At 62.5% G+C, this 17,560-nt stretch carries 15 protein-coding genes; 8 read left to right on the top strand and 7 right to left on the bottom strand.

Annotated elements, in window-relative coordinates; genetic code table 11:
• Window positions 1–85: 85 nt before the first annotated feature.
• The 6 genes from ACW9JE_RS20275 to pilG form a co-directional block, all read right to left on the bottom strand.
• Window positions 86–556: a chemotaxis protein CheW gene (locus tag ACW9JE_RS20275; protein ID WP_175376666.1), complete on the bottom strand. Its 471-nt coding sequence runs from the start codon at window positions 554–556 to the stop codon at window positions 86–88.
• Window positions 549–6,068, bottom strand: a complete 5,520-nt coding sequence (locus tag ACW9JE_RS20270) for an Hpt domain-containing protein (RefSeq protein ID WP_457433739.1) — start codon at window positions 6,066–6,068, stop codon at window positions 549–551. Before ACW9JE_RS20270 ends, ACW9JE_RS20275 begins: the two co-directional genes overlap by 8 nt.
• Before the next feature lie 49 nt (window positions 6,069–6,117).
• On the bottom strand, window positions 6,118–8,178 hold the full coding sequence (locus ACW9JE_RS20265) for a methyl-accepting chemotaxis protein (protein ID WP_457433738.1): 2,061 nt from the start codon (window positions 8,176–8,178) through the stop codon (window positions 6,118–6,120).
• Between the two features lie 143 nt (window positions 8,179–8,321).
• Window positions 8,322–8,855, bottom strand: coding sequence for a chemotaxis protein CheW (locus ACW9JE_RS20260; protein ID WP_457433737.1), 534 nt, complete (start codon window positions 8,853–8,855; stop codon window positions 8,322–8,324).
• A gap of 10 nt (window positions 8,856–8,865) precedes the next feature.
• Entirely contained in the window at window positions 8,866–9,231 is a 366-nt protein-coding gene (gene pilH / locus ACW9JE_RS20255; RefSeq protein WP_096514418.1) for a twitching motility response regulator PilH, read from the bottom strand.
• A gap of 57 nt (window positions 9,232–9,288) precedes the next feature.
• Window positions 9,289–9,693 (bottom strand): twitching motility response regulator PilG, encoded by a 405-nt coding sequence (gene pilG / locus ACW9JE_RS20250; protein WP_008152601.1) that lies wholly within the window; start codon window positions 9,691–9,693, stop codon window positions 9,289–9,291.
• Window positions 9,694–10,039: 346 nt separating this feature from the next.
• Here pilG and gshB point away from each other — a divergent pair, with 346 nt between their 5' ends.
• The 7 genes from gshB (at window position 10,040) to ACW9JE_RS20215 (ending at window position 16,096) form a co-directional block, all read left to right on the top strand.
• Complete coding sequence (gene gshB, locus ACW9JE_RS20245) at window positions 10,040–10,999, top strand: glutathione synthase (protein ID WP_457433736.1); 960 nt, start codon at window positions 10,040–10,042, stop codon at window positions 10,997–10,999.
• A gap of 98 nt (window positions 11,000–11,097) precedes the next feature.
• Window positions 11,098–11,997, top strand: coding sequence for an energy transducer TonB (locus ACW9JE_RS20240; protein WP_224538799.1), 900 nt, complete (start codon window positions 11,098–11,100; stop codon window positions 11,995–11,997).
• Between the two features lie 191 nt (window positions 11,998–12,188).
• Entirely contained in the window at window positions 12,189–12,761 is a 573-nt protein-coding gene (locus ACW9JE_RS20235) for a YqgE/AlgH family protein (protein ID WP_224538797.1), read from the top strand.
• The gene (gene ruvX / locus ACW9JE_RS20230) at window positions 12,761–13,198 is read left to right on the top strand and encodes a Holliday junction resolvase RuvX (RefSeq protein WP_224538795.1); all 438 of its coding nucleotides are present in this window, start codon (window positions 12,761–12,763) and stop codon (window positions 13,196–13,198) included. Before ACW9JE_RS20235 ends, ruvX begins: the two co-directional genes overlap by 1 nt.
• A 94-nt stretch (window positions 13,199–13,292) precedes the next feature.
• Window positions 13,293–13,796 (top strand): bifunctional pyr operon transcriptional regulator/uracil phosphoribosyltransferase PyrR, encoded by a 504-nt coding sequence (gene pyrR / locus ACW9JE_RS20225; protein ID WP_224538794.1) that lies wholly within the window; start codon window positions 13,293–13,295, stop codon window positions 13,794–13,796.
• Window positions 13,797–13,823: 27 nt separating this feature from the next.
• The gene (locus tag ACW9JE_RS20220; protein ID WP_175376676.1) at window positions 13,824–14,828 is read left to right on the top strand and encodes an aspartate carbamoyltransferase catalytic subunit; all 1,005 of its coding nucleotides are present in this window, start codon (window positions 13,824–13,826) and stop codon (window positions 14,826–14,828) included.
• Complete coding sequence (locus ACW9JE_RS20215) at window positions 14,825–16,096, top strand: dihydroorotase (RefSeq protein ID WP_457433735.1); 1,272 nt, start codon at window positions 14,825–14,827, stop codon at window positions 16,094–16,096. The genes ACW9JE_RS20220 and ACW9JE_RS20215 overlap by 4 nt, the downstream gene beginning before the upstream one ends.
• A gap of 93 nt (window positions 16,097–16,189) precedes the next feature.
• On the opposite strand, the gene ACW9JE_RS20210 is transcribed toward ACW9JE_RS20215, so the two are convergent.
• Window positions 16,190–16,621, bottom strand: a complete 432-nt coding sequence (locus tag ACW9JE_RS20210) for an NINE protein (protein ID WP_457433734.1) — start codon at window positions 16,619–16,621, stop codon at window positions 16,190–16,192.
• A 249-nt stretch (window positions 16,622–16,870) separates the two neighbouring features.
• Here ACW9JE_RS20210 and ACW9JE_RS20205 point away from each other — a divergent pair, with 249 nt between their 5' ends.
• A complete protein-coding gene (locus tag ACW9JE_RS20205; RefSeq protein WP_457433733.1) occupies window positions 16,871–17,491 on the top strand; it encodes a C40 family peptidase in 621 nt (206 codons plus the stop codon).
• Window positions 17,492–17,560: the final 69 nt, after the last annotated feature.

Here is a 17,560-nt window from a genome sequence, read left to right as displayed (position 1 = left end):
CTTGCGATTTTCGGGTACATCCACAAATCCTGTAGGAGCGAGGCTTGCCCGCGAAGAGGCCGGTAAGGTCGGAACACAAGCCAGCTCAGGCCCCCAACCCCGCCCCCACCAACAACTCCTCCATCCCCAACAAATCCGGCACCCGGGCCACTTGATCCGCCACCTGCACCGCCGCTTTTTCCAGCCGGCACAGCGGCACATCCACATAGCTCAACTGACTGTCGAGCTTGTACGACCGCGGAATCCCCTGAACCAACATCGCAATGAATTTCAGCTCCGGCCGCCCGCCCAGTGCATTGAGAATGACGATGCGCGCGCGGTCGCCGATGACGATTTTGTTGCCGCAGGCAGATTCGAAGCTCAGCAGCGGAATCTGCCGATTGCGCCAGGTGACCCGCCCCAGATACCAGGGCGGGGTGTCGAGGTCGAAGGCCGCAGGCTGGTAGTCGATCAGTTCGGCGACCGCGACGTTGGGCAGGATCAGGTTACGGTCGGCGAGCGGCAGCAGCAGCCCGGTGAGGTTGATGCTGCGCTGGTTGAGGCGCCGCTCATGCATGGGTTTTGCTCCACAGGGCAATGCTTTCGAGCAGGACCGATTCCTGGTACGGCTTGCCGAGGTAGTCGTTGACGCCGATGGCCATGGCCCTGTCGCGGTGTTTCTGGCCGGTGCGGGAGGTGATCATGATGATCGGCAGGTGCTGCAGGCGCTCATCGTTGCGCACCTGCGTCGCCACTTCGAAGCCGTCCATGCGCGGCATTTCGATGTCCAGCAACAGGATGTCCGGCATGTGCTCTTCGAGCAGCATCATCGCGTCGACCCCGTCCTTGGCCGTCAGCACGTTCATGCCATGGCGTTCGAGCAGGCGGCTGGTGACCTTGCGCACGGTGACCGAGTCGTCGACCACCATCACCAGCAACGGTTTCTGCGGTTCGAATTCGCTGTCCTGCACCGGCGGGCGTTGCGGTACGTGGGCCTGCATGGCGCGGATCGGCGCCAGCAGATCGAGAATCAGCACCACACGGCCATCCCCAAGAATCGTCGCCCCGGAAACCCCCTGCACCGCCGCGAACTGCGGGCCGAGGCTCTTGACCACGATCTCCCGGGTGCCGGCCATGGCGTCGACCTGCACCGCGACATGACGATCGTTGCACTGCACCAGCAGCACCGGCAACGGCAGGCTCTGGGCCGACAGTTTCGGCCGCGGATGGGTTTTCAGAAGATCGCCCAGATAGCACAACTCGTAGCGCTGCCCGGCGTATTCGTAAGCCGGCGGATCAAGGCGAAAATGCCCTTCGAGTTCATTGGGCAACACACGGACGATGCCGTCGATGGTGTTCAGCGGAATCGCATATTGATCCTCGCCGCACTGCACCATCAGCGCCCGGTTCACCGACACGGTGAACGGCAGGCGAATGCGGAAATGCACGCCCTGCCCCGGCACCGAATCGATGCTCATGCTGCCGCCCAGCTGCCGCACCTCTTCATGCACCACGTCCATGCCGACGCCGCGACCGGAGATCTGGGTGATTTTCTCGGCGGTGGAAAAGCCCGGCTGCATGATGAATTGCAGCACGTCACGGTCGCTGATGTCGCTGTGTTCTTCGATCAGGCCGCGCTTGATCGCCTTGCGCCGCACGGCGTCCATAGGCACGCCGGCACCGTCGTCGCGGATGTCGAAAATCATGTCGCCGCCTTCGCGCAGCAGATCGAGGGTGATCCGCCCCTGCGCCGGCTTGCCCGCCGCGGCGCGCACCTCGGCGGACTCAAGGCCATGGTCGACGGCATTGCGCAGCATGTGTTCCAGCGGCGCGGCCATGCGTTCGAGCACGTTGCGGTCCATCTCGCCTTCGGCGTTGCCGACGACGAATTCCACATCCTTGCCCAGCTCGCCCGCCACCTGGCGCACGATACGTTTCAGGCGCGGCAGCATGCGCTCGAACGGCACCATGCGCGTGCGCATCAGGCCTTCCTGCAATTCGGTGTTGATGCGGCCCTGCTGTTGCAGCAGGTTCTCCGCGTCCTGATTGCGCCGGTCGAGGGTTTCCTTGAGGTCGAGCAGGTCGGAGGCGGACTCGAACAAGGCCCGCGACAACTGCTGCAACTGCGAGTGACGGTCCATCTCCAGCGGGTCGAATTCTTCGTAGCCCAGGCGCTCGGCTTCCTGTTGTCGGCTGAGTATCCGGCCTTGGGTTTCGATGTCGAGGCGGCGCAGCTGATCACGCATCCGCTCGATGGTGGTTTCCATCTCGTTCAACGCCACTTGCGCATCGCTGACCTGCTGTTCGATGCGGCCGCGAAAGATCGACGTCTCGCCCGCCAGGTTGACCAGATCGTCGAGCAGCTCTGCCGAGACCTTGACCATGTCGGCATTGGGATCGGCCGGCTGCAACGGCGTTTCAGCCTTGACCGCGACGGGCTGCGCGACCGCTGGCGGCGTTTCGGGGGCCGGGGTTTGAGCAGCCGGCAACTCGGGAACCGAGGGATGGCTGAAGTTGCGGATCGCATCGAGCAAGTTGTCCGCCGGTGGCAACGGCTCTCCGGCGCGGACCGCATCGAGCATCTGCGCCAACCGATCGTGGCTGCGTTGCAGCAGCTCGAACAATGCGCCTGAGGGTTTCAGCAGGCCCGTGGACAAACCTTCGTAGAGAAATTCCAGCTCATGGGCCAGATCGCCGATCGGCGTGATTTCCACCATGCGCGCGCCTCCCTTGAGGGTGTGCAGGTCGCGCAGCAGGGTTTCCACTTCCTGGCGGTTCGAAGGCTCGGCCTGCCAGCGCGACAGCGCCGCGCCGGAGCTCTCGATGATGTCGAAACCTTCTTCGAGGAAGATCGAAACGATCTCGTCGTCCAGCGCCACATCGGTCGCGGTCTGTGCCAGATCGGCGGTGACGTCGCCCAGTTCGCGAATGCTCAGGGTGCGGCTGCCGTCGCTGCGAATCAGGCCCATGGCCGACGGGTCGAGGCTCTCGTTGAGCAAGCCTTGCAGGGCACGAACACGGTCCGGGCGCGGGCTGACTTCCTGGCCCGCCGCCAGTTCGTCGAGCATATCGATGAGCGCTTCGTGGGCACTTTGCGCTTCCCGGAAAAACACCTCGCTGACCGCCAGGCTACTCTCTTCCACGGCACCGTAGAGGTCGAGCAAGGCTTCGCACAGTTCATCCACCGGGTGCAGATCGGCCAGGTGCGCGCCTTCGCCCAGAGTGGTCAACTCGTCCAGCAGCGCACTGAGTTCCTGGCGCTCGCCGGGGTGCTGCTGCCAGCGCTGCAACAGGCTTTCGGCGTCCAGCAGGATGTCCATGCCCTGGGCCAGGAAGTTGTTGATCAACTGCGGATCACGCTTGATCCGCGGGCTGCTGCTGGGCGCGTCCTCAAGGCTTTGCAGCCGTTCGGCCAGCAACGACCTGGCCCGTTCGATCAGCTCGTGGGCGTGGGGAATCTCCGCCAGCGGATCCCTCTTGAGCTGACGCAAACCGAGGAGGAACAAGCCTTCGGCTTCCAGCAGCACTTCGACTTCATCCAGATCCAGGGCGATCTGGTGGGCCTTGTACTCGCGGGCCAGTTGCTCCAGTGGCACGGCCAGCTCGACGATCGGCAAGACACCGGCCATCGAAGCGCTGCCCTTAAGCGTGTGCAATGCCCGCAGCAAGGCATCGCTGGCCTGCAACGGCACATGCTCGGCGGCTTCGTCGAGGAAGCGATTAATCGCGCTCAAATGCGTTTCCGCTTCTTTGCGGAAGATCTCCAGCAGCAGCGGATCGAGGGCCGAGACGTCTTGCGTGTCCTCATCGGACAATGGCTCATCGCCCTTGGCCAGCGCATGGGCGCGGGCGGCCATCTGATCGACATCGCTGCGCTGACGCTGGGCATGGGCGGCGTATTCGGCGACCAATTCCGGCAACACATTCAGTACATCGCCGATCAGTTGCTGCACCGTGGCGCCCGGCTCGACGCTGCCTTCGAGTACCCGGTTGAGCAGGTTTTCCACCGCCCAGGCCAGCTCGCCGATCACCAGCGCACGAACCATCCGACCGCTGCCCTTCAGAGTATGGAAGGCGCGGCGCAATTCGCTCAGAGCCGAGCGGTTGTCGGGGTTGATCGACCAGCGCGGCAGGTACTCGCGAAGGATTTCCAGCACCTCGTCGGTTTCTTCGAGGAACACTTCGCGCAATTCATCGTCCACCGGCTCTTCGCCTGCGGGCGGCGGCAACAGGCTGCCGGGCGTGGTCTTGGCCGGGGGATTGAGGGCCGATACAGGGCTGGCCAATACATCGGCCAGAGTCTGGGCGATGGCCGGAGCATCCAGTTCCTGCTGATATTGCAGGGACTGCGCTTCACTGGCGCTGAGCACATCGTCCAGCACCGGCACTTGTTGTTCACTGGGCTCTTCATCAGGAAAGAAGCCGAGGGTCGCCAGGCTTTGTTCGGCGATGTCGAGCAACTGTTCACCGGGCGCTTCCGGGTCGTCGTTGAGACGCTCGAGGTAGTACTCGAGGCTGGCGATGACGTCGGCCAGGCTGTCCAGTTCCTGCCAGTCCGGCTGGCCCCGCTCAAGCAACAGATGCTCGCGGATGAAGTGATTGCAGGTTTCCACCAGGCTGGCCGCGCGGCTCAGCGCAATCATCGCCAGCGCGCCGCGTACCTGAGTCAGCAAGGCCGGCAGCGGCTGCAAATGCTGACGGTCCCAGTCGGCATCGATGTAGTCGACGATCATGTCCTTGGCCTGTTGCAGGCAGATGCGCGCTTCCTTGATCACGATCTGATGGATCTGCGTCAGGTCGGTGGTCGGCAGGGCGTCTTCTTCCTGGCTCTCGGGCTCGACGGTGCCGACCATGCCGGCCAGGGTCGCCTCGACGTAGAGCAAGGCTCCGGCGACGTCCATCAGGGTCGCGTCATCGGGGGCGCGCTGGCCCTGGACCAGGCTCAGCACCACCGCCAACTGGTCGATGATGACCTTGCGCGGCTGGCCGAAACCCAGCACCGCCAAGGTATCGGCGATCTGCCGCAGGGGCGCGAGCAGGCTGTCGAGGTCTGAAGTGTGCTGACGGTCACTGCGTACGAACAGGTCCAGGCGCTCCTTGACCCGCACCAGCTCCTCGCACAGGGCCGCGAGCACCGAACGCATGGCATCGCGGTCGGGACCGGCCAGGCGTGCGCGCTCTTCGTCGACCATCGCGCTGTCCGGCAGCGCATCATCCAATCCGTAGCGTTCTTTCATGGTCAGCATCTGCCCGGTGGGGTGTTCGGCCTTGGCTATGTAGAACAACAAACTCTTGAGCAGCTCCAGCGGCGCCGGCTGATTGATCGCGGCAATACCCTGCTCGAGCAGGCGTTTGAGTTCCTTGTCGGCGTCCTTGAACAGACTGCGCAGCGCCGGGCTGTTGGCGATCACACCGTCGCGCATGCCTTCGACCAACGCCGAGGCAACCTGCCACAGCGGGCTCAGGGGCGCGTTGCCACACAGGTTTTCGAGGCGGGAAAAGACTTTGGTCAGATAGCCAAGGTTGGTGTCGCCGTCTTCCTCGCGGAGCAGACCAGCCAGGGCCATTTGCAGCATCTGCCGCAACTTGCGCAGCACATTGGGCAGATCGGCCGGCTCCAGCAGCGCCAGTTCCTCGGCGTTCAAGGGCGGCAAATCCGGCAGTTGCGGGGTGAACAGGCTGGTTTCCGAGAGCAGACTTTCGCCCCGAGCGCTGCGCAGGTCGTTGATCAACGGCAGCACCACCAGCGGCAGATCGCGGCGCGCACTCTGGACCCGGTCAAGGTAGATCGGCAATTGCCCCAGGGCCTGGAGCATCAGGTGCAGCGCTTCGTCACGATGGCTGACGCGATCGTTCTGCAGGGCGACGATCAGATGCTCCATTTCTTCGGCGAGCAGGGCCGCGCCGTAGAACTCGACCATCTGCAAACTGCCGTGAACCTGATGGATGCACGCCAGGCAATCGCTCAGGGCGTGCGTCGCCTGCGGGTCATCAAGCAAGGTTTCGATCGCGTGATGAGCCTGCTTCAGCGTTTCGGCAATCTCGCCCTTGACCCATTCGAGGGCCACATAGTCGTGCCGATCACCCATAACCACTCCACATCCCACTTCATTCAAGGTTCAAGCGCCCATGGGCGGTTCAAGCGTTGTCCGTCACCGGCTCCTTGGTGGCCGGCAAGGTGAAACCGGACACCGAACGGCGCAGCTGGCTGGCCATTTTCGCCAGGTTGCCGATGCTCTCGGCAGTGGCGGTGGAGCCGGACGACGTCTGCGTGGTGATCTGCTGGATCACGTTCATGGTCAGGGAAATCTGGCCGGCAGACGACGTCTGTTGTTGTGCGGCGTTGGAAATGCTCTGGATCAGCGCCGCGAGGGTTTTGGATACGCCTTCGATTTCCTCCAGGGCCACACCGGCATCCTGCGCCAGACGCGCGCCGCGCACCACTTCGGTGGTGGTCTGCTCCATGGAAATCACCGCTTCGTTGGTGTCGGTCTGGATCGCCCGCACCAGCGTCTCGATCTGCCGGGTTGCCGCCGATGAACGTTCCGCCAACCGCTGTACTTCGTCGGCCACCACCGCAAAACCGCGCCCGGCGTCGCCGGCCATGGACGCCTGGATCGCCGCGTTGAGGGCCAGGATGTTGGTCTGATCGGCAATGTCATCGATCAGGCTGACAATGTCGCCGATTTCCTGGGACGACTCGCCCAGGCGCTTGATGCGCTTGGCAGTGTCCTGGATCTGCTCGCGAATGTTGTCCATGCCGTGGATGGTGTTGTGCACCACTTCGTTGCCCTTGTTGGCGATTTCCACGGAGCGCTCGGCTACCGCCGAGGATTCGGCGGCGTTGGCCGAGACCTGATCGATGGATTCGGCCATGTCGTTGATCGCGGTGGAGGCCTCGCTGATCTGCTGGGCCTGATGTTCGGAGGCCTGGGCCAGGTGCATGGCGGTGGCCTGGGTTTCCTGCACGGCGGCGGCGACCTGCCCGGCGGTGAGGTTGATGGTCGCCACCAGATCGCGCAGTTGGTCCACGGAATAGTTGATGGAGTCGGCGATGGTCCCGGTGAAGTCTTCGGTCACCGAGGCGGTCACGGTCAGGTCGCCGTCGGCCAGGTCCTCGATCTCATCGAGCAGGCGCATGATCGCGTTCTGGTTGCGTTCGTTCTTCTCGGCGGTTTCCCGCAACTGGCGGTTGGTTTCGCGGACCATGACCATGCCGATCAGGATAATCGACGCCAGCGCCGCCAGGCCCAGCACATAGCCGCCGATGGTGTCGGTGTCGCGCCCGCCGGCGAGGTTTTCGAAACCGCTGGCCAGGTGCGAGGCTTCGTCGAGCAGGGTTTGCGACAGGCTGAAAATGTTGGTGGCCGACTCGCGGACCTTGAACAGTTCGGGCGAAGTTTCGAGGATCTCATCCACGGAGCCGGAGACGAATTCGAACAGTTCGGAAATCTCCATCAGGCGCGCCCGCGCATCGCGATCTTCGACCTGGCTGACCCGCAATGCCACGTTGCCGTTCAGCATGCCGTTGAGCACCTGGCCGAAACGCGCGGCATCGCGACCGAAGGCGTCGGCGGCCTGCTGGGAGTTTTCATCGCCGGACAGCACCGTGTTCACTGCGCCAAGGATGCGCTCGGCCAGAAGCGACTGACGCTGGGCCATCGCCACTTGGGCCGCGGGAGCACCCCGTTGCAGGAGGATTTCCACGACTTTTTCGTATTCGACCTGCAACTGCGGCACGGTTTCGGCCAGGGTCGCGGCGACCTGATGCAGCGAGAGCACGGTCTGCTCGCTGGTGAGGATAGCGTCGGTGTTTTTCAGCAGGCGTTCCCAGTCCAGTTGCACCGCGCGCATTTCCGGGCGCACGGCTGGCGGCGCCGGCGGCAGGCCGGTGACGGGGTCGCCTTTTTTCAGATAGCTCCAGCGCTGGGCAAAGTCATTGCGCGCATCGCTGAGCAACTTGAACGCCGCGGCCTTGCCGGCGGCGGCTTCGGTGGCGTTCTTGGCAATGCGCTGGGACAGCACGCGCAGTTCGCCGGCGTGTCCGATGTACTGCTTGTCGTACGTGGCCTGGGTGTTGAGGTAGGCGAAGTTGGCGAACAGCAACATGATGAAAATGATCAACGCGATGAACAGCGCGATGATCTGCGAACGACTGCGCGACCCTTCCATTGGCTTGCCTGTTTTAGCTTTTATCATCGGTCTTCGCCTGTTAACCCTTTTTACGCCGGCCTGCCCCTTTGTGGGAGCGAGCCTGCTCGCGATGGGGTGCCAATCGACACCCATGTCGCAGATGCATCATCGCGAGCAGGCTCGCTCCCACAAAAAGCAGGCAACCGCGTTTATACCGCGATGTTCATGAACCCTTGTGACTGCGCCAGCGCAAAAGGGCTGAACACCTGCCAACTCTGCTCGCGCTCGAAGCGGCCCTGAATGAACGGCGCCATCGGGCCGTCCAGCGTATCCACCGGCTCCAGGCTGTCCTGGGCAAAATGCTGCAGGCCGAAGACTTCATCGACCATCAGCCCGGCGAACACTTCCTGATGTTCCACCACCAGCACCCGTCGCTGCCGGCGTGCCGTGGACAGCTCATGCCCCAGGAAACCACCCAGGTCCATGATCGGCAGCAGGCGCCCGCGCAGGTTGGCCACGCCCTTGACCCAGGACCTGACCCCCGGCACCTGGGTGAAGCGCGGTTCGTGCAGCACTTCGCTGACTTCGCTCATGGGCGCGACGTACCAGTGATCGCCCAGACGGAAACCGATGCCGCTCCAGTGTTCCTGCCCGGTTGGCTGCGACGGCAATTCTGCCGCCAGCAGGCGACAGCGCTGGTCGATCTGCAGCAGCAACTCGAAAGCCGTCAGCGACTCGGTCATGACCGCGCGATCAACCGTTCAACACGTTGTTCAGGGTTTTGAGCAGGGTTTCTTCGTCCACCGGCTTGGTCAGGTAATCCTTCGCGCCCTGGCGAGTGCCCCAGACCTTGTCGGTTTCCTGATCCTTGGTGGTGATGATGATCACCGGGATGTGCCCGGTTTCCGGGTCCTTGGTCAGCTGGCGGGTGGCCTGGAAGCCGTTCAGGCCAGGCATGACGATGTCCATCAGCACCGCGTCGGGTTTTTCCAGGCGGGCCAGGGCCACGCCGTCCGCGCCGTTTTCGGCTTTCAGGACTTCATGACCGTGCTTTTCCAGCATGCCGGTCAGTTTGTACATTTCAGTCGGCGAGTCATCGACGATCAGAATACGTGCCATGGTCTTCCCCATTCTTGTCGACGCAGGGCCCGTTGGCCGAGCGTCACTGTAGGTGTCTTACTGCGGCAAAACGGCGGCGAAGCCCGGGACATGGGCCTGGATCGCGTTGAGCAGTTCTTCCTTGCTGAAAGGCTTGGTCAAAAATTGATCGGAACCGACGATGCGCCCCTTGGCCTTGTCGAACAGCCCGTCCTTGGACGACAGCATAATCACTGGCGTGGACTTGAAGGCACTGTTGTTCTTGATCAGGGCGCAGGTCTGATAGCCATCCAGGCGCGGCATCATGATGTCGACGAAGATGATGCCGGGATGGTTATCGGCAATCTTGGCCAGCGCATCGAAGCCGTCGATGGCCGTAATGACCTCACAACCGACGTTTTTGAGCAGCGTTTCGGCGGTGCGGCGAATCGTTTTCGAATCGTCGATCACCATGACCTTCAAGGCGCTGGAATGCTGTTCCATAAATGCTCTGCCGTCGCCTTTGCGAATCTATTTGTCCATTTCCGGTAACCGGAAGGCTCGAAGCCCTTGATACGCAAGGGCCAGTACCACTTGGCAGCCTTTTTAGCACAGTCTCCCATGCCAATCTATCGGCCGACCGGCGCGGCGGTTTTTCCTTGACCGGGAACACACTCGGCGCCACTCTGACGCCACTTTTCACGCCGATCTTCTGTAGGAGCGAGCTTGCTCGCGATGGTCGCCAACGATGACGCTGGGTACCTGATGCCCCGCGGCGTTCTCGAGTGCATCGCGAGCAAGCTCGCTCCTACAGGTCATCACATGCCCCCAAAATTTTGAGGAAAGACCCATGAGCGTTCGCGTCGGGATTGTCATGGACCCTATCGCCAGCATCTCCTATAAAAAGGATAGCTCGCTGGCCATGCTGCTGGCCGCGCAGAAGCGCGGCTGGGAACTGTTCTATATGGAACAGCGCGACCTCTACCAGGCCGAAGGCCAGGCCCGGGCGCGCATGCGTCCGCTCAAGGTATTCGCCAACCCGGAGAAATGGTTCGAACTGGAAGCCGAGCAGGATGCCCTGCTGAGCGACCTGGACGTGATCCTGATGCGCAAGGATCCGCCGTTCGACATGGAGTTCGTCTATTCCACGTATCTGCTGGAACAGGCCGAAACCGCCGGCGTGCTGGTGGTCAACAAGCCGCAGAGCCTGCGCGACTGCAACGAAAAGCTGTTCGCCACGCTGTTTCCACAGTGCACGCCGCCGACCGTTGTCAGCCGTCGCGCCGATGTATTGCGTGATTTCGCCGCCAAGCACGGCGACGTGATCCTCAAGCCGCTGGACGGCATGGGTGGCACGTCGATCTTCCGTCACCGCGCCGGCGATCCGAACCTGTCGGTGATTCTGGAAACCCTGACTGCCCTGGGTAACCAGCAGATCATGGGCCAGGCCTACCTGCCGGCGATCAAGGATGGCGACAAGCGCATCCTGATGATCGACGGCGAGCCTGTGGATTACTGCCTGGCGCGCATCCCTGCCGCGGGCGAAACCCGTGGCAACCTCGCCGCCGGAGGCCGTGGCGAAGCCCGTCCGCTGAGCGAGAAAGATCGCTGGATCGCCGCCCAGGTCGGTCCGACCCTGCGCGAGAAAGGCCTGCTGTTCGTGGGCCTGGACGTGATCGGCGAGCACCTGACCGAAATCAACGTCACCAGCCCGACCTGCATCCGCGAAATCGACAACGCCTTCGGCACTGACATTGGCGGCATGCTGATGGATGCCATTGAGAAGAAGCTGCAAGCCAAAAAGGCCTGACAAACAGTTTGTCGCTTGCCACTTGAAGCTTGAAGCTAAAAACCAACATTGCGTTATCATGCCCGGCCTGTGAAAAACGCGATGTTGGTTTTTTTGCCATGACCCTCCCATCCGATCTGCCCGCCGAACTTGCCCATACGGGCGTGCGCGCGGCTGATCGTCTCGGTTTTACCCTGTTTCTGGCGGCGCTGGTGCATCTGGCGTTGCTGCTGGGCGTCGGTTTCACGATGGTCGAGCCCAAACAAATCAGTAAAACCCTGGAAATCACCCTCGCCACCTTCAAAAGCGAAAAGAAGCCGGAGAAAGCCGACTTCCTCGCCCAGGAGAACCAGCAAGGCAGCGGCACCCTGGATAAGAAGGCCATCCCCAAGACCACAGAGGTCGCGCCCTTCCAGGACAACAAGGTGCAGAAGGTCACCCCTCCGCCCGCGGCCAAGCCCGAGGTGCAGGAGACCGCACCCAAGGCGGCGGTGACCACCGTTGCGCCAAAGCCGAAAAAAGCCGCCACCAAGACCGAAGAACCCAAGCCGGTCACCAAACCCGCGGTGGCCGCGCCGACCTTCGACAGCGAGCAACTGTCCAGCGACATTGCCAGCCTGGAAGCGGAGCTGGCCAATGAACAGCAGCTGTACGCCAAGCGCCCGCGCATCCACCGCCTGAGCGCCGCCTCGACCATGCGCGACAAAGGTGCCTGGTACAAGGACGAATGGCGCAAGAAAGTCGAGCGCATCGGCAACCTCAACTATCCCGACGAAGCCCGGCGCAAACAGATCTACGGCAACCTGCGCCTGATGGTCTCGATCAACCGCGACGGCTCGCTGTATGAAGTGCTGGTGCTGGAGTCCTCCGGACAACCGCTGCTGGACCAGGCCGCCCAGCGCATCGTGCGCCTGGCCGCACCCTTTGCGCCGTTCACCGGCGACCTGTCGGACATCGACCGCCTGGAAATCATCCGGACCTGGAAATTCGCCCGCGGCGACCGCCTTTCCAGCAACTGATCCCGCATATGGCCCCACACGATCCCCCGTGGGAGCCGGCTTGCTCGCGAATGCGGTGTGTCATTCAACATCAATGACACTGACCTGACGCCTTCGCGAGCAAGCCCGCTCCCACATTTGATCCGCATCGCCAGCCAAATTGCGCCATCCCCAGCTTGTCAGTTCGCCCCTCGAACGCCACACTAGCGGTCATGAAAAACGTCAGCCCCAGCTACCTCAAGCATCACTTCCTGATCGCCATGCCTCACATGGCCGACCCGAACTTTGCCCACACCTTGACGTATATCGTCGAGCACACGGCCAATGGCGCCATGGGGCTGGTGGTCAACCGTCCGCAAGACCTGAATCTGGCCGACATCCTTGAGCAACTGCGCCCCGATATCGAGCCGCCTGCCCTCTGCCAGCATGTACCGATCTTCATCGGCGGACCCGTGCAGACCGATCGCGGCTTTGTCCTGCATCCGTCGGGACAGTCCTACCAGGCGACCGTTGATCTGGAAGGCGATCTGTCCCTGTCGACCTCCCAGGACGTGCTGTTCGCCATCGCCGATGGCGTCGGCCCGGCGAAAAGCGTGATCGCCCTCGGTTACGCTGGCTGGGAAGCGGGGCAGTTGGAGTCCGAACTGTCGCAGAACGCCTGGCTGACCTGCCCGTTCGACGCCAACATCCTGTTCAACACCAGCAGCGAACTGCGTCTGGAGGCGGCGGCCAAGCACCTTGGCGTCAACTTGAGCCTGCTCACCAGCCAGGCGGGGCACGCCTGATGGCCCTGCGGTTGATCCTGGGTTTTGATTACGGCACCAAACAGATCGGCGTAGCGGTCGGCCAGGTGATTACCGGCCAGGCCCGCGAGCTGTGCACCTTGAAAGCGCAGAACGGCATTCCCGACTGGGATCAGGTCGAAGCCCTCATTAAAGAGTGGAAGCCTGACGCCGTGGTGGTCGGCCTGCCGCTGAACATGGACGGCACGCCCAGCGACATGTGCGTGCGTGCGGAGAAATTCGCCCGTCGCCTCAACGGCCGTTTCAACCTGCCCTTCTATACCCACGATGAACGCCTGACCACCTACGAAGCCAAGGGCGAACGCCTGGCCCGGGGCGGACAGAAAGGCAGCTACCGCGACAACCCGGTCGACGCCATCGCCGCCGCCCTGCTGCTGCAAGGCTGGCTCGACGAAAACGGCGCGCTGTTCGAAACCTGATGCACTTAAACCCGAAGAGCCGCCTAGCGGCTCTTTTAGTGATACCCCGAGCCACTTCCAGCAGCACCGGCCTCGGGCCCAAGAAGGAGCAACCATGAGCCTGCCCAATCCCGCCGAACTGATCAGCCAGATGGCGATCAGCCTCAAGGCACACCTGGAACACCGTGGCATCAGCGAACCGCGCTACATCGGTATCCGTACCGGCGGCGTCTGGGTCGCCCAGGCCCTGCTCAAGGAGCTGGGCAGCGATGAGCCCCTCGGCACGCTCGACGTTTCCTTCTACCGCGACGACTTCAGCCAGAACGGCCTGCACCCGCAAGTGCGCCCCTCGGCACTGCCGTTCGAGATCGAAGGCCAGCATCTGGTGCTGATCGATGACGTGTTGATGAGCGGCCGGACCATCCGCGCCGCCATGAACGAACTCTTCGACTACGGCCGTCCGGCCAGCGTGACCCTGGTGTGCCTGCTCGATCTGGACGCCGGAGAACTGCCGATCCGCCCGAACGTGCTGGGTGCGACCCTGTCCCTGGCCACCCACGAGCGGGTGAAACTGTCCGGCCCTGAGCTTGAGCTCGAAATCCAGGACCTTGCCCTTTAATCCGCCCTATTGAGAGTCCCCCTCGCGATGACGCCTCCAGAAACCAAGCGCCCGCTGCAGCTCAATGATCAGGGCCAGCTGCGCCATTTCCTTTCGCTCGACGGTCTGCGCCGCGAGCTGCTGACGGAAATCCTCGACACCGCCGACTCCTTCCTCGAAGTCGGCGCCCGGGCGGTCAAGAAAGTACCGCTGCTGCGCGGCAAGACCGTGTGCAACGTGTTCTTCGAGAACTCCACTCGTACCCGCACCACCTTCGAACTGGCGGCCCAGCGCCTGTCGGCGGACGTGATCACCCTGAACGTGTCGACATCGTCGGCGAGCAAGGGGGAAACCCTGCTCGATACGCTGCGCAACCTGGAAGCCATGGCTGCCGACATGTTCGTCGTGCGCCACGGTGATTCCGGCGCCGCGCACTTCATCGCCGAACACGTGTGCCCGCAGGTGGCGATCATCAATGGCGGCGACGGCCGTCACGCCCACCCGACCCAGGGCATGCTCGACATGCTGACCATCCGCCGGCACAAGGGCAGTTTCGAAAACCTCTCGGTGGCCATCGTCGGCGACATCCTGCACTCGCGGGTCGCGCGCTCGAACATGCTGGCCCTGAAAACCCTCGGCTGCCCGGACATCCGCGTGATCGCGCCGAAAACCCTGCTGCCGATCGGCGTCGAGCAATACGGCGTGAAGGTTTACACCGACATGACCGAAGGCCTGAAAGACGTCGACGTGGTGATCATGCTGCGCCTGCAGCGTGAGCGCATGACCGGCGGCCTGCTGCCGAGCGAAGGCGAGTTCTACCGTCTGTTCGGTCTGACCACCGCACGCCTGGCCGGCGCCAAGCCCGATTGCATCGTGATGCACCCGGGGCCGATCAACCGTGGCGTGGAGATCGAGTCGGCGGTGGCCGACGGTCCGCACTCGGTGATCCTAAATCAGGTGACCTACGGCATCGCGATTCGCATGGCCGTGCTGTCCATGGCCATGAGCGGGCAGACCGCGCAGCGTCAATTCGAGCAGGAGAACGTGCAGTGAAGCTCAGCATTCTTGGCGCCCGCGTCATCGATCCGGCCAGCGGCCTGGATCAAGTCACCGATATCCACATCGAAGCCTGCAAGATCGTCGCCCTTGGCGCCGCGCCAGCCGGTTTCGTCGCGGTCGACACCATCGACGCCAAAGGTCTGGTGGCCGCCCCTGGCCTGGTCGACCTCAACGTCGCCCTGCGCGAGCCGGGCTACAGCCGCAAGGGCTCGATCGTCAGCGAAACCCGCGCCGCCGCGGCCGGTGGCGTGACCAGCCTCTGCTGCCCGCCAAAGACCAAACCGGTGCTGGACACTTCGGCCGTGGCTGAACTGATCCTCGACCGCGCCCGTGAAGCCGGCAACACCAAGGTGTTCCCGATCGGCGCCTTGAGCAAAGGCCTGGACGGCGAACAGTTGGCGGAACTGGTCGCCCTGCGCGATGCCGGTTGCGTGGCCTTCGGCAACGGTCTGGAGAGCTTTCGCAACACCCGCACCCTCTGCCGGGCGCTGGACTACGCGGCTACTTTCGACCTGACGGTGATTTTCAACTCCCAGGATCACGATCTGGCCGATGGCGGCCTGGCCCACGAAGGCCCGACCGCGAGCTTCCTAGGCCTGCCGGGCATTCCGGAGACCGCCGAAACCGTGGCCCTGGCCCGGGATCTGCTGCTGGTTGAGCAGACCGGCGTGCGCGCGCACTTCAGCCAGCTCACCAGCGCTCGCGGCGTCGCGCTGATCGCCCAGGCTCAGGCCCGTGGTTTGAAGGTCACCGCCGATGTGGCGCTGTACCAGCTGATCCTGACCGATGAAGCATTGATCGACTTCAGCAGCCTCTATCACGTCCAGCCGCCGCTGCGCACTCGCGCCGACCGCGACGGCCTGCGCGAAGCGGTGAAGTCCGGAGTGGTATCGGCCATTTCCAGCCACCACCAGCCCCACGAGCGCGACGCCAAACTGGCACCGTTCGGTGCCACCGAGCCGGGCATCAGCAGCGTTGAACTGCTGCTGCCGCTGGCGATGACACTGGTGGAAGATGGTTTGCTGGATCTGCCGACGCTGCTGGCACGTCTGAGTGCCGGCCCTGCTGAGGCAATGCGCCTGCCGGCGGGCAAACTGGCGGTGGGTGGTGCGGCGGATATCGTGCTGTTCGACCCGGCGGCCTCGACCGTCGCCGGCGAGACCTGGCTGTCCAAGGGCGAGAACTGCCCGTTCATCGGCCACAGCCTGCCGGGCGTGGTGCGTTATACACTGGTGGATGGCCGGATCAGCCATCAGGCGTAACCACCGCCCACCGCAATCGCGAGCAGGCTCGCTCCCACAGGGGATTTGTGTCGTTCACAGATCCAGTGTGGGAGCGAGCCTGCTCGCGATGGGTTACTGAAAGGTCACCCGGCTCTGAGAGTTACGCAACGAAACCTGGTCATTCAACGTCCAGAAGTCATACAGCACCCCCACGAAGAACAACCCGCCCGTCAGCAGGTAGATCAGGCCGCTGATCCACTTGCCCTGATACATCCGGTGCACGCCGAACACCCCGAGAAACGTCAGCAGAATCCACGCCACGTTGTATTCGATGGGCCCGGCGGTGAAGCGCAGGTCCGCTTCACGGTCCATGGCCGGGATCAGGAACACGTCGATCAGCCAGCCTATGCCCAGCAAACCGAGGGTGAAAAACCAGATCGTCCCGGTCACCGGCTTTCCGTAATAAAAGCGGTGAGCCCCGGTAAAACCGAAAATCCACAGCAGATAACCGATCACTTTGCTGTGGGTGTCTTGCTGCGCCACTGACTGCTGATAGGGGTTCATCAATGACCTCAATTCACGCGATAGATAAATATTCTTTAAATCTTTGTGACTTTTTTACGAGTGGCCGACGGATGGCAGGTGCTACCTTGTGACCCGTGAAACCCTTGTACCACCTGACTCCTGTCCGACAATTGCGTCAGTTTGACGCTTATTTGGTTCCGTTAGACCAAAGTGGAATCGACCAACGGCCTCGGGAATCAAAAAAAAGCTGTTATAAAGTTTCGCGCTAACCAATACGAGCCCTGCCTGATGCGTCCATTTTTTAAGACATGGCTAACCATTTGCCTATTATTGCCACTGGCCGCCCACGCCACCAATCGTGAGCAACGTCTTCCGAACGTTAATGGTTACACCCCAAAATCCCATGCTTCGGCTCCTTCGAGCAAAAGCAAGAAATCGGTCAAAACCGCTCCTCAACTGAGCAGCAGCAAAAGCGGCCTGGTTCCGCCGATGGCGACCAAGGAAAGCAGCAACGTGCTTAGCCGCGCCGTGAATGTCCTCGGTACTCCGTACCGTTGGGGCGGCAGCAGCCCGAGCAAAGGTTTCGACTGCAGCGGTCTAGTGAAATACGCGTTCAACGACGCCACCTTCGACCTGCCACGCACGTCCAACGCCATGGCCAGCGGTCACGGCGAGAAAGTCGAGCGCGCCGACCTCAAGCCCGGTGACTTGATTTTCTTCAACATCAAGAGCCGTCGAGTCAATCACGTTGCCATCTACCTGGGTAACGACCGCTTCATCCACGCACCTCGCCGTGGCAAGTCGGTGAGCATCGATACCTTGAAGAAGCCGTACTGGGAAAAACATTACGTTGTTGCCAAGCGGGTTCTGCCGAAAGAACAGAACGCACTGCGGGTTGTTCAGCGCTGATAGAGCTAAAGCAAATACCTGTGGCGAGGGGGCTTGCCCCCGTTGGACTGCGCAGCAGTCCCATCTTTT

This window comes from Pseudomonas sp. SDO55104_S430, assembly GCF_054070595.1.
Note: the sequence above shows the minus strand (reverse complement) of the source record. Positions and strands in the feature narration are given on the sequence as shown.

What these genes read in the sequence shown, in the direction of transcription:
- ACW9JE_RS20235 (WP_224538797.1), top strand. Translation starts at nt 12,189, where the DNA reads ATGAAAAACGTCAGCCCCAGCTACCTCAAGCATCACTTCCTGATCGCC.
- ACW9JE_RS20265 (WP_457433738.1), bottom strand. Translation starts at nt 8,178, where the DNA reads ATGATAAAAGCTAAAACAGGCAAGCCAATGGAAGGGTCGCGCAGTCGT.
- pyrR (WP_224538794.1), top strand. Translation starts at nt 13,293, where the DNA reads ATGAGCCTGCCCAATCCCGCCGAACTGATCAGCCAGATGGCGATCAGC.
- pilH (WP_096514418.1), bottom strand. Translation starts at nt 9,231, where the DNA reads ATGGCACGTATTCTGATCGTCGATGACTCGCCGACTGAAATGTACAAA.
- ACW9JE_RS20270 (WP_457433739.1), bottom strand. Translation starts at nt 6,068, where the DNA reads ATGGGTGATCGGCACGACTATGTGGCCCTCGAATGGGTCAAGGGCGAG.
- ruvX (WP_224538795.1), top strand. Translation starts at nt 12,761, where the DNA reads ATGGCCCTGCGGTTGATCCTGGGTTTTGATTACGGCACCAAACAGATC.
- ACW9JE_RS20260 (WP_457433737.1), bottom strand. Translation starts at nt 8,855, where the DNA reads ATGACCGAGTCGCTGACGGCTTTCGAGTTGCTGCTGCAGATCGACCAG.
- pilG (WP_008152601.1), bottom strand. Translation starts at nt 9,693, where the DNA reads ATGGAACAGCATTCCAGCGCCTTGAAGGTCATGGTGATCGACGATTCG.
- ACW9JE_RS20275 (WP_175376666.1), bottom strand. Translation starts at nt 556, where the DNA reads ATGCATGAGCGGCGCCTCAACCAGCGCAGCATCAACCTCACCGGGCTG.
- ACW9JE_RS20220 (WP_175376676.1), top strand. Translation starts at nt 13,824, where the DNA reads ATGACGCCTCCAGAAACCAAGCGCCCGCTGCAGCTCAATGATCAGGGC.
- ACW9JE_RS20205 (WP_457433733.1), top strand. Translation starts at nt 16,871, where the DNA reads ATGCGTCCATTTTTTAAGACATGGCTAACCATTTGCCTATTATTGCCA.
- gshB (WP_457433736.1), top strand. Translation starts at nt 10,040, where the DNA reads ATGAGCGTTCGCGTCGGGATTGTCATGGACCCTATCGCCAGCATCTCC.
- ACW9JE_RS20210 (WP_457433734.1), bottom strand. Translation starts at nt 16,621, where the DNA reads ATGAACCCCTATCAGCAGTCAGTGGCGCAGCAAGACACCCACAGCAAA.
- ACW9JE_RS20240 (WP_224538799.1), top strand. Translation starts at nt 11,098, where the DNA reads ATGACCCTCCCATCCGATCTGCCCGCCGAACTTGCCCATACGGGCGTG.